The sequence below is a fragment of the Methylobacterium sp. GC_Met_2 genome, from assembly GCF_026540795.1.
GTDB lineage: Bacteria > Pseudomonadota > Alphaproteobacteria > Rhizobiales > Beijerinckiaceae > Methylobacterium.
Genome location: NZ_JALNUM010000023.1, coordinates 54,651 through 65,122 on the forward strand (window position 1 = coordinate 54,651; position 10,472 = coordinate 65,122).

The window sequence follows — 10,472 nt, forward strand, 5'->3', positions numbered from 1 at the left end:
ACAGCCCCGCCATCCGGTGACGGCAAGCGGCGTTCGATACCGATCCGGCCACCGGGTGCTGGCCTCCGCGCCGGCCAACCGCGAAGCTGGGGCGAATTTAAGATAATCGGGAGTGAAACGATGCGCTTTCGCCGGACCGTCCTGGCCCTGGCCGCCCTACCCCTCGCTGCCTTGCCCCTCGCGCTCGGCGCTGCCCACGCGCAGGACAGGCTGCCCACGATCCCGCCGCAGGATTACACGCCCGAGCAGAAGCAGGCGGCCGAATCCTTCGCGCAGGCCCGTGGCAAGCCGCCCTTCGGCCCGTTCGAGCCGCTGATGTACTCGCCGGAGGTCATGACGCTGGAGCGCTCGATGGGCGACTACCTGCGCTTCAAGCCCAAGGTCGGCACCACCCTGTCGGAACTGGTGATCCTGATGACGGCGCGGCGCTGGACCCAGGATTACGAATGGTACGTCCACGCCCCGATCGCCGAGAAGGCGGGGATCTCGGCCGAAATCATCGGGGCGATCCGCGATGGGCGCCGGCCGGCCCGGATGAGCGACGACGAGACGATCGTGTACGATTTCACCTCCGAGTTGCAGGACACCAAGCGCGTCTCCGACGCCACCTTCGCCCGAGCCGAGGCCCGCTTCGGCAAGCCGGCGCTCGTCGATCTCGCGGCGATCTCGGGCTACTACACGCTGCTCGCCATGGAGCTGAACGCGGCTCGCTATGCGATCCCCAAGGACGGCCAACCCCTGCCGCGATTGCCGGACTGAGCCGTCCTATCCACAGACCTCAGGGAGGTGAAACCGCGTTGTCCACAGGCTATGGCGATCGCCGACGGGGCTGACGCCGGCGCGTTGACGAAACGTTAACCTTTATGGCTTGTTCTCTTTCTGTTCCCAGCGCGAGGAGGAGAACACGATGCGGATTGCAGCCGATGCCGTGCGCGACGATCACGCCTGTCCCGTCGAGGCGATCAGCAGCGCCTATCTCGGCTTCGCGGGTGGCGATGCCGAAATCGCGCTGCGCTGCGCGATCGCCGACGCATTGTCCGACCTCATGGAGGCCGAGCGACGCACCCGGGAGCGCAGCCGCTTGATCTCCAGGGGGTATGTCCGGGAGGCGCCGAACCCCGCGCGTAGTCCTGCAAGCTGAACCGTTGCTGCAAACGCAGTTCAGGCGCGATGCAGCGCGGCCGTTGCATCGTCTTCTCCATGATCCGGGACGGTTCGAACCGCCCGCTTCACTCGGAGACAGGTCATGAAACGCTTCGCTTTGCTTTCGGCCGCCGCGCTGATCGGCGTGGGCACCCTGGCCTCTTCGACCGCGGAGGCGCGCGGCGGCGGTGCCATCGCGGCCGGCATCATCAGCGGCCTTGCGGCCGGCGCCCTGATCGGCGCCGCGACCCAGGCCCATGCGGCCCCCGCCTACGAGTATGACGAGGGCTACGGCGGCTACGGCTACCCGCCGGCGCCCGTCGTGGTCCGCCCGGCGCCGGCCTACCGCGTCTACGAGGAGGACGCCCCGGTCTACGCCACCCGCCGGACCGTCACCTACGAGCGCGTGCCGGTCGGATACGACCGTCACTGGCACCATGACTGGGACGGCGGATACCGCGGCTACGGCCGTCGCGCCTATGACGGCTGGTAAGCGGATGGCTGGTGCCCAGGGCGCCGCTTGAAAGCGCTCGGCGCGGCGACAGGGCGTGCGTGCTGACGAAGGCTTCGAGCGGTTCCCGATTGCACTGTGATTGGAAACCGCTTTAAAGCGCGCTCGGCCGACGCGCCGGACGTGAATGGTCGGTTCAGCGTCCGCGCAGTAAGACGATTCGATGCTGGTCCACGAAGGCGCAACGCGCACCCCCGAAGCCGATCGGAAGCTCGGTCTGTCGCTCGCCGCTGTGGCCGGCGCGCTGAACACGGCGGGGTTCTACGCGGTCGGCCTCTATGCCTCGAACATGACCGGAAACGTCTCGGCGATCTCCGACCGGACGGGCACCGGCGATTTCGCCCTGGCCGGAGAGGCGCTGCTGCTCGTCCTGCTGTTCGTGCTGGGCTCGGCCACCTCGACGCTGCTGATCCGACACCGCCGCCGCAGCTCCGTGCGCGGTTCCCACGCGTATAGCGTCTGCGCGGAGGCGTTCTGCCTCGTCGTCCTCGGGCTCGTGGCGCTGCCGCTCGACGAGCCAACCCGGGGCCACGCTCTCGTACTCGGCCTGAGCTTCACGATGGGCCTTCAGAACGCCGCGGTGACCAAGATTTCCGAGGCGCAAGTGCGCACCACGCACGTCACCGGGATGATCACCGATATCGGTATCGAGCTCGCGCGCTGGCTCGATCGCGGCGCGCCCGATCGCGTGCCGCTGAAGCGCTACGATCCGGTGCGGCTGCAGCTCCACCTGCTGACGGTCGGGTCGTTCCTCGCGGGCGGGCTGGTGGGCGTCATCGCCTACCGCGCCGTGGGCGTAGCGCTGCTGTTCGCGGCGGCCGCAACTTTGGCCGCCCTGGCGCTGCCGGCGCTCAGGCGTTGATGTCGAGGAGCTGGCCGGTCATCCGGTTTGCGGTCCGCGCCACGGCCGCGTTCAGCGCGAAGGCGGATTTGGCACCGAGCAGCTCGACCGCCGCGCCGGACAGGTCGACGCTTGCGGCGGGTTCCAGGGACGTTCCGGAGACGGGTGCTCCGGCGGATGCGATGGTCTGGGCGGCGCTGCCAAGGCGGTCGGTGGCGCGGGCCATGCCGGTGAAGGCGGTCTGAAGGGCGTCGATCATGCGGTACCTCCGGCTGATGATTGTGCCGGACTCACGCTGCGGTTGTGTTGAGAGGATCACTCAAATGCGAGGGATCGCCGATTCCGGGGCAGATGCTTGAGGTTGTGTTCTGGGGGGATGCTGGTGCGGACGGCGGGACTCGAACCCGCACGGCCTTGCGGCCGCAAGATTTTAAGTCTCGTGCGTCTACCGGTTCCGCCACGTCCGCATCGGACCCTCGGTAGCGGCGCCCGGTCCCGCGATCAAGCCGGGGGCGTCCAGCCGTAGAGCCAAGCGTAGCGGTCGCGCATGCCGTCGGGGCCGAGCCGGCCCATCAAGGCGTTGCGGGCGAGCGCCACGAGGCCCCGCGCATGGTAGGTGCGGCCGTTGGCGCGGGCTGCCTTCTGCACGCGTCGGACCCGGGCCGACCGCTCCGCCGCGTAGGCATCGAGCGCCGCCGGCACGGTCGGGTGGGCGGCGAGCGCGCGCGTCAGCACCGCGGCATCCTCGATGGCGAGCGCCGACCCCTGCGCCAGATAAGGCAGGACCGGATGCGCCGCGTCACCGAGCAACGCGAAGCGGCCGCGGGCGAGGGGGCGCGCCACCGCCCGGTCGGCCAGCGACCAGACCAGCCAGGAATCCGGCACGGCGAGGAGCTCGCGCAGCGGCTCGGCGCAGGTGCGGAAGAATTTTCGCAGCACCGCGGGCTCACCGAGCCGGCCCCAGCCCTCGTCCCCCACCGCCTCGGGCACGACCGCCACGACGTTGAGGTATTGGGCATCGCGCACCGGGTAATGCACCACATGCCGGTTCCGGCCGAGCCACAGGCCGGTCGCCGGCCCGCGTAAGGCCTCCGGCACGGCGTCGATCGGGACGAGGGCCCGCCACGCCGCCGCATGACCGGGACGGAGCGGCGCCCGATCGAGCCGGTCACGCAGGCGCGAGCGCAGCCCGTCGGCCCCGACCAGAAGATCGAAGGCCAGGTCCTGCGTGCCGCCGCTGCTCTCGGCGACGAGCCGGATCTCGGCATCCGTCTCGGTGAGGCCCGTGGCGGTACGGCCCATCATCAGGCGGATCGCCGGCCGGCCGCGCAGGGCATCAAGCAGCAGGGTCTGCAGATCGGCCCGGTGGATCACGTAGTAGGGCGCGCCGAAGCGTGCGCGCGCATTCGCGCCGAGGGCGACGCCGCCGAGGCTGCGGCCGCTGTCGAGGGCGCGGACCGCCACGCCCGGGGGCTCGCTCGCCGCCCGGTGCAAGGCCGGCGACAGGCCGAGGCCGGCGAGCACCTGGCTGGCGTTGGGCGAGATCTGGATTCCCGCCCCGACTTCACTGAAGCCGGTGCGGCGCTCGATCACGGTGACGGCATGGCCGGCATCGGACAGCGCAAGGGCCGTCGTCAGGCCGCCGATCCCGGCCCCGACGATTCCGATCCGCAGGGCTCGATTCTCGGATGACACGGAAGCTGCGCGCCTACTCCGCCGCGACCTTGGCGTCGTCCTGCCAGACACAGGCCTGCGGATCCGCCTGGTCCGGCTTCAGGCCGGCGCGATAGCGGTACAGCGTCGAGCAGTACTGGCAGATGATCTCGGTGTCGGCGCCCATGTCGAGGAAGACGTGCGGGTGGTCGAACGGCGGCAGCGCGCCGATGCACATGAACTCCTTCACACCCACGGCGATCACCGGGACGCCCGGCTCGTTGTGGAAGTGGGGTACCGCCTTGCCTGCCATCCGGCCCTCGCCTGACCCGCAACCGATCGCGCGGCAAATCTGCCCGCGCGCACCCGGGCGCCTCGCGGTCGCTTATGCCGCCAGCCCCGCGGCCGGCGCAAGCCTCGCCCAACCGACCGCGGTGCGCCGCTTGGCCTGCCGCGCCGGGCACCGTACATACGTCGCACGCCCGATTGATGACGCCGCGAAAAGTCTTGAGATGCAGCAGGAACAGGCCACCGCGCAGGGGACGCGCCGCGCCCCCGAGCCCCCGATCCACGGCCCGGAGGGCTTCGAAGGCATGCGCCGCGCGGGGCGCCTCACGGCCGAGGCCCTCGATCTGCTCATGGAGGCGACCCAGCCCGGAATCACCACCGAGGCGCTCGACAAGCTCGCCTACGACTTCGCCATGGACCACGGGGCCTATCCGGCCTCGCTGCTCTATCGCGGCTATCCGAAGTCGATCTGCACCTCGATCAACCACGTGGTCTGCCACGGCATCCCCAACGACAAGCCGTTGCGCGAGGGCGACATCGTCAACCTCGACATCTGCCTGATTCTCGATGGCTGGCACGGCGATTCGAGCCGCATGGCCTATGTCGGCGAGGTGCCCCGCAAGGCGCAGCGCCTATGCGAGATCACTTACGAGGCCCTGATGCGCGGCGTCGCGGCGGTGAAGCCGGGCGGCTCCACCAACGATATCGGCCGGGCGATCCAGGCCTATGCGGAGAGTGAGCGCTGCTCGGTGGTACGCGACTTCTGCGGCCACGGCCTGGGGCGCACCTACCACGACGCGCCGACGATCCTGCACTACGTCGAGGCGAGCTACGACGTGCCGTTCAAGCCCGGCCAGTTCTTCACGGTCGAGCCGATGATCAACCTCGGCCGTCCGGCCGTGAAGGTGCTGGGCGACGGCTGGACCGCCGTCACCCGCGACCGGTCGCTCTCGGCACAGTTCGAGCACACGGTGGCGGTGACCGAGACGGGCGTGGAGATCTTCACGATCTCACCGAAGGGGCTGCACCAGCCCATCAATCCCGCCGCCTGACCGCCCATGGCGCCGTTGCCGGACGACGCCGCGGCGGGGTTGTTCGCGGAGAGCGCCGAAGCGGCTACGCTGGGCAGGGAGGCGCCGCACTATCACGGCCACCGCGACCGGCTTCGGGAGAAGTTCGCGGCGGCGGGCAGCGATGCGCTGCCGGATTACGAGCTTCTGGAGCTGGTCCTGTTCCGGGCGATCCCCCGGCGGGACGTGAAGCCGCTCGCCAAGGCCCTGGTCGCCCGGTTCGGCAGTTTCGCCGAAGTGGTGAGCGCCGAGCCGGCGCGGCTGATGGAAGTGCCCGGTGTCAGCGCCGGCGTGGTCTCCGACCTCAAGGTGATCGAGGCGGCCGGGCGGCGACTCGCCCGGGGGGCGATCCGCGAGCGCGAACTGCTCGGCTCGTGGGGCGCGCTGCATGAATACCTGCGCGCCACCATGGCGTTCGCGCCGCGCGAGGAGTTCCGGATCCTGTTCCTCGACAAGCGCAACCACCTCATCGCCGACGAGGTGCAGGGGCGCGGCACCGTCGACCACACCCCGGTCTATCCCCGCGAGGTCGCCCGCCGCGCGCTGGAACTCTCGGCCACCGCCATCATCCTCGCCCACAACCACCCGTCCGGCGATCCGACGCCATCGGCGGCCGACGTGGCGATGACCCGCGAGATCATCGCTGTCCTGACGCCTCTGAAGATCGTCGTGCACGATCACGTCATCCTGGGGCGAAACGGACATGCCAGCTTGAAAGGTTTGAAGCTGATCTGATCCTTCGGCCGCCTTGAGCGTTAATGCGCACGCCTATAGCCGTGGCGGGATGGCGCGCCTCTTGCCTCAAGAGCAGGAGCGTAAGGGAGGAGCGGGATGGCGTTGACGGCCTTCGACGAGATGAACGGACTCGGCACCGGCGCCGCCGATCCGGCCGCCGTCCGAGACGCCTACGGCCAGCTCAAGGCGTGGCTCGATGCGACACCGCCGGAACACTTCAACACCCGACGCAGCCAGGCCGAGCTGCTGTTCCGCCGGATCGGCATCACCTTCGCGGTCTACGGCGACAACGAATCGACCGAACGCCTGATCCCGTTCGACATCATCCCGCGGGTGATCACAAAGCCGGAATGGTCGTTCCTGGAGCGCGGACTGAAGCAGCGGGTCACCGCCATCAACCTGTTCCTGAAGGATATCTACGGCGCACAGGAATGCATCAAGGCCGGCATCATCCCGGCCGACCTCGTCTATCGGAACGCCCATTACCGCATGGAGATGCGCTCGTTCCGGGTGCCGCATGACCTCTACGTCCACATCGCCGGCATCGACATCGTGCGCACCGGCGAGAACGATTTCTTCGTGCTGGAGGACAATGCCCGGATCCCCTCCGGCGTGTCCTACATGCTGGAGAACCGGGAGGTGATGCTGCGCCTGTTCCCGGACTTGTTCTCCAAGCACCGGGTCGCCCCGGTGGAGAATTATCCCGACGCCCTGCTCGCCACCCTGCGCAGCCTCGCGCCGGGAACGGCGACCCGGGACCCCACCGTCGTGCTGCTGACCCCCGGCCGCTACAACTCGGCCTTCTACGAACACTCGTTCCTGGCCGACAAGCTCGGCGTCGAACTGGTGGAGGCGTCCGACCTCTTCACCCGGGACGACGTGGTCTACATGCGCACCACCGAGGGCCCGCGGAAGGTCGACGTGATCTACCGCCGCCTCGACGACGATTTCCTGGATCCCCTGGTCTTCCGCCCGGACTCCGTGCTGGGCGTGCCCGGCCTGATGAACGCCTACGAGCGTGGTACTGTTACCTTGGCCAACGCGGTCGGGACCGGCATCTCGGACGACAAGGCGGTCTACAGCTACATGCCGGAGATCGTGAAGTTCTTCACCGGCGAGGAGCCGATCCTGCACAACGTGCCGACCTACCGCTGCCGCGAGAAGGACGCCTTCGCGTACGTGATGGACAACCTGTCCGAACTCGTCGTGAAGGAGGTCAACGGCTCGGGCGGCTACGGCATGCTGGTCGGGCCGCACGCGAGCAAGCGCGAGATCGACGATTTCGCCAAGAAGCTCAGGCACGCGCCCGACGGCTTCATCGCTCAGCCGACCCTGTCACTCTCCACCTGCCCGACTTTCGTGGCCTCGGGCGTCGCGCCCCGCCACGTGGATCTGCGGCCGTTCGTGCTATGCGGCGCCGATCAGATCCGCATCGTGCCGGGGGGGCTGACGCGCGTGGCGCTGAAGGAAGGGTCCCTGGTGGTCAATTCCAGCCAGGGCGGTGGCACGAAGGACACTTGGGTGCTCGACGCCTGAGCCCCACGCCATCCGGACGTTCCGAGGCGCGGACATCGTGGTCCGCACGACTTGGCTGAAGACCGATGCTTTCCAGGACCGCCGACAATCTTTTCTGGCTCTCGCGCTACGTCGAGCGCGCCGATTTCGTCGCCCGCATCCTCGACGCGGCGCACCGATTCGCCTCGCTGCCGACGAGCTATGGCGGCGGCAGCACCAACGAATGGGACTCGGCTCTGGCCTCGGCCGGCGACAGGGACGCGTTCAAGGCGCATTACAGCGTGGTCAACGCCGATACGGTCTGTGATTTCCTCGCCTTCAGCCCGCACAATCCGTCCTCGATCCGCTCCTGTATCGAGGCGGCGCGCGAGAATGCCCGTTCGGTGCGCACGGCGCTCACCACCGAGATGTGGGACGCGATCAACGGCGCGTGGCTGGAACTGCGTAACTATTCGGGCAAGGAGCTCAACCGCGACGAGTTCGGCCGCTTCCTCGATTGGGTGAAGACGGTGTCGCTGACCTTTGACGGCTCGGCTTTCCGGACGATGCTGCGCAACGACGGGTTCTGGTTCACCCGGCTCGGCACCGCCATCGAGCGCGCTGACAACACTGCCCGCATTCTCGACGTGAAATACAAGATCCTGCTACCCCAGGACGAGACAGTCGGCGGCAGCCTCGACTACTTCCAGTGGACCACGATCCTACGCGAAGTCTCGGCCTTCAATGCCTACCACTGGGTGTATCGGGAGAGCGTCAAACCGCTCCTGGTGGCAGACCTGCTGATGCTCAACAAGCAGATGCCGCGTTCCTTCGCGAACTGCTACGGCGTGATCGTCGAGTATCTCGACCTGATCGCGGACGCCTATGGCCGCCGGGGACCGAGCCAGCGGCTCGCGGGCAACATGCTGGCCAAGCTCGAAGGCGAGGATATCGACCGGGTCTTCGCCTCGGGCCTGCACGAATTCGTCGAGGCCTTCGTCGCCGAGAACAATAATGTAGGCGAAGCCATCGCCAAGCAGTATCTGGTCGGCTGAAGCGAGACGGACAGGACGGCGCATGCGCATTCGCGTGGTCCACGAGACCATCTACACCTACGAGCAGCCCGCACGCGGGCTCGTGCAGGTCCTGCGCCTCACGCCCAGAGACCATGACGGGCAGTATGTCCGGACCTGGCGGATCGACACCACGGTCGACGGGCGGCTGACCGCCCGCGAGGACGGGTTCGGCAATCTCGTCCATTGGTTCACCCCGGACGAGCCGACCGACGCCCTGATCATCAAGGTGACTGGCGCGGTCGATACCGAGGACACGCAAGGGGTCGTGCGCGGGACGATCGAGCGCCTGCCGGACGCGTTCTACCTGCGCGACACGGATCTCTGCGCGACGAGCGTCGAGCTGCAGGGTTTCGCCGAGCGCGTCGCGACCAATGGGGACGCGTCGCCGCTGGCCTTGCTCCACCGCCTGATGGACGCCGTCCCCGAAGCGGTCGCGTTCGAGCCGGGCCCGGCCGCGAATGCCGTCCCGGCCGGCAAGGCCTTCACGGCGGGACGGGGCATCTGCCAGGATCTGACGCACGTCTTCATCGCGGCGGCCCGGCATATCGGCATCCCGGCGCGCTACGTGGCGGGCTACCGGGCCCGCGACGATGGCGAGGCCGCGGTCGAGGCGCCGCACGGTTGGGCCGAGACATTGGTGCCGGATCTCGGCTGGGTCGCGTTCGATCCGTGCTTCGGGATGAGCCCGTCCGACAGCTACATCCGCGTCGCCACGGGGCTCGACTATCTCGGCGCAGCGCCGATCCGCGGCAGCCGCACCGGTGGCGGCATCGAGACACTGGACGTGAAGCTTCACGTCGAGCAAGGCAGGGCCGCAATCCAATCCTGATTCCCGCGACACCGGCCCCGGCCGCACGAGAGCCCAAGACGATGACCTACTGCGTCGGTGTCCTAGTCGAGGACGGGCTCGTGATGGTCGCCGACACCCGCACCAATGCGGGGCTCGACGACATTTCGACCTATCGCAAGCTGCATCACTTCAACGTCCCGGGCGAGCGGGTGATGATGCTGGCCTCGGCCGGCAACCTGTCGATCACCCAATCGGTGCTGAGCCTCCTGCAGGAGGGCGTTCCCGGCGAGGACGATGAGCCGCCGCAGCGACTCGTCGAGGCACCGACGATGTTCCAAGCGGCGCAACTGATCGGGCGCGCGATCCGCCGTGTCCGCATGATCGAGAAGGACGGCTTCGAGGCAGCCAATATCCGGTTTTCGATCTCGCTGCTGTTCGGCGGCCAGATCGGTACCGGCGAGATGCGGCTGTACCTGATCTACTCGGCCGGCAATTTCATCGAGTGCAGCATGGACGCGCCGTTCCTCCAGATCGGCGAGCACAAATACGGCAAGCCGATCCTCGACCGGGCAGTGACCTACCGGACCGACCTGTACGACGCCTTGAAGGTGAGCCTTGTCTCGATGGATTCGACCATGCGTTCGAATCTCGGGGTGGGATTGCCGATCGACATCGCGGTGGCGCGCCGGAACGCCCTCGACCCGGAGGTGAACCACCGGATCGAGGCCGGCGAGGGGTATTTTCACGATCTGCGCGAGCGTTGGTCGGCGGCACTCCGGGCCGCGCACCGGGCGATCCCGCGGCCGCCGTACGGGCCTTCGGAGAAGTAGCGGGGCGTAAGAACGGTTCAGGCGGCGTGCAGAGCCTTCAG

13 protein-coding genes and 1 tRNA gene are annotated in these 10,472 nt (G+C 68.3%); 10 read left to right on the plus strand and 4 right to left on the minus strand.

Going from position 1 to position 10,472, the window contains the following annotated elements; genetic code table 11:
* Positions 1–120 precede the first annotated feature (120 nt).
* The 4 genes from OXS49_RS10920 to OXS49_RS10935 all read left to right on the plus strand — a co-directional run bounded on the left by OXS49_RS10920 (position 121) and on the right by OXS49_RS10935 (position 2,516).
* The gene (locus OXS49_RS10920; protein WP_267424076.1) at positions 121–759 is read left to right on the plus strand and encodes a carboxymuconolactone decarboxylase family protein; all 639 of its coding nucleotides are present in this window, start codon (positions 121–123) and stop codon (positions 757–759) included.
* Positions 760–907: 148 nt separating this feature from the next.
* A complete protein-coding gene (locus OXS49_RS10925; RefSeq protein ID WP_244000746.1) occupies positions 908–1,141 on the plus strand; it encodes a hypothetical protein in 234 nt (77 codons plus the stop codon).
* Positions 1,142–1,246: 105 nt separating this feature from the next.
* Positions 1,247–1,636 carry a hypothetical protein gene (locus OXS49_RS10930; protein ID WP_267424082.1) on the plus strand — a complete coding sequence of 130 codons (390 nt, stop codon included), beginning with the start codon at positions 1,247–1,249 and terminating at the stop codon, positions 1,634–1,636.
* Positions 1,637–1,817: 181 nt separating this feature from the next.
* Positions 1,818–2,516, plus strand: a complete 699-nt coding sequence (locus tag OXS49_RS10935; protein ID WP_267424083.1) for a YoaK family protein — start codon at positions 1,818–1,820, stop codon at positions 2,514–2,516.
* On the opposite strand, the gene OXS49_RS10940 is transcribed toward OXS49_RS10935, so the two are convergent.
* From OXS49_RS10940 to OXS49_RS10955, 4 genes are all read right to left on the minus strand, one after another.
* Positions 2,506–2,754: a flagellar protein gene (locus tag OXS49_RS10940; RefSeq protein WP_244000740.1), complete on the minus strand. Its 249-nt coding sequence runs from the start codon at positions 2,752–2,754 to the stop codon at positions 2,506–2,508. The two genes, OXS49_RS10935 and OXS49_RS10940, sit on opposite strands and share 11 nt — an antisense overlap.
* Positions 2,755–2,875: 121 nt before the next feature.
* Positions 2,876–2,962 (minus strand) — tRNA-Leu (locus tag OXS49_RS10945).
* A gap of 34 nt (positions 2,963–2,996) precedes the next feature.
* Entirely contained in the window at positions 2,997–4,190 is a 1,194-nt protein-coding gene (locus tag OXS49_RS10950; protein WP_267424084.1) for an FAD-dependent monooxygenase, read from the minus strand.
* A 13-nt stretch (positions 4,191–4,203) separates the two neighbouring features.
* The gene (locus OXS49_RS10955) at positions 4,204–4,461 is read right to left on the minus strand and encodes a zinc-finger domain-containing protein (protein ID WP_243917062.1); all 258 of its coding nucleotides are present in this window, start codon (positions 4,459–4,461) and stop codon (positions 4,204–4,206) included.
* A 199-nt stretch (positions 4,462–4,660) separates the two neighbouring features.
* On the opposite strand from OXS49_RS10955, the gene map reads away from it, so the two are divergent.
* The 6 genes from map to OXS49_RS10985 all read left to right on the plus strand — a co-directional run bounded on the left by map (position 4,661) and on the right by OXS49_RS10985 (position 10,431).
* Positions 4,661–5,488 (plus strand): type I methionyl aminopeptidase, encoded by an 828-nt coding sequence (gene map / locus OXS49_RS10960; protein WP_267424086.1) that lies wholly within the window; start codon positions 4,661–4,663, stop codon positions 5,486–5,488.
* Between the two features lie 6 nt (positions 5,489–5,494).
* Entirely contained in the window at positions 5,495–6,241 is a 747-nt protein-coding gene (gene radC, locus OXS49_RS10965) for a DNA repair protein RadC (RefSeq protein WP_267424088.1), read from the plus strand.
* Between the two features lie 96 nt (positions 6,242–6,337).
* On the plus strand, positions 6,338–7,777 hold the full coding sequence (locus OXS49_RS10970) for a circularly permuted type 2 ATP-grasp protein (protein WP_244000732.1): 1,440 nt from the start codon (positions 6,338–6,340) through the stop codon (positions 7,775–7,777).
* A gap of 65 nt (positions 7,778–7,842) precedes the next feature.
* On the plus strand, positions 7,843–8,790 hold the full coding sequence (locus tag OXS49_RS10975) for an alpha-E domain-containing protein (RefSeq protein ID WP_267424090.1): 948 nt from the start codon (positions 7,843–7,845) through the stop codon (positions 8,788–8,790).
* Positions 8,791–8,812: 22 nt separating this feature from the next.
* Positions 8,813–9,640 (plus strand): transglutaminase family protein, encoded by an 828-nt coding sequence (locus OXS49_RS10980; RefSeq protein WP_244000730.1) that lies wholly within the window; start codon positions 8,813–8,815, stop codon positions 9,638–9,640.
* A gap of 41 nt (positions 9,641–9,681) precedes the next feature.
* A complete protein-coding gene (locus OXS49_RS10985) occupies positions 9,682–10,431 on the plus strand; it encodes a peptidase (RefSeq protein WP_244000728.1) in 750 nt (249 codons plus the stop codon).
* Positions 10,432–10,472 lie beyond the last annotated feature (41 nt).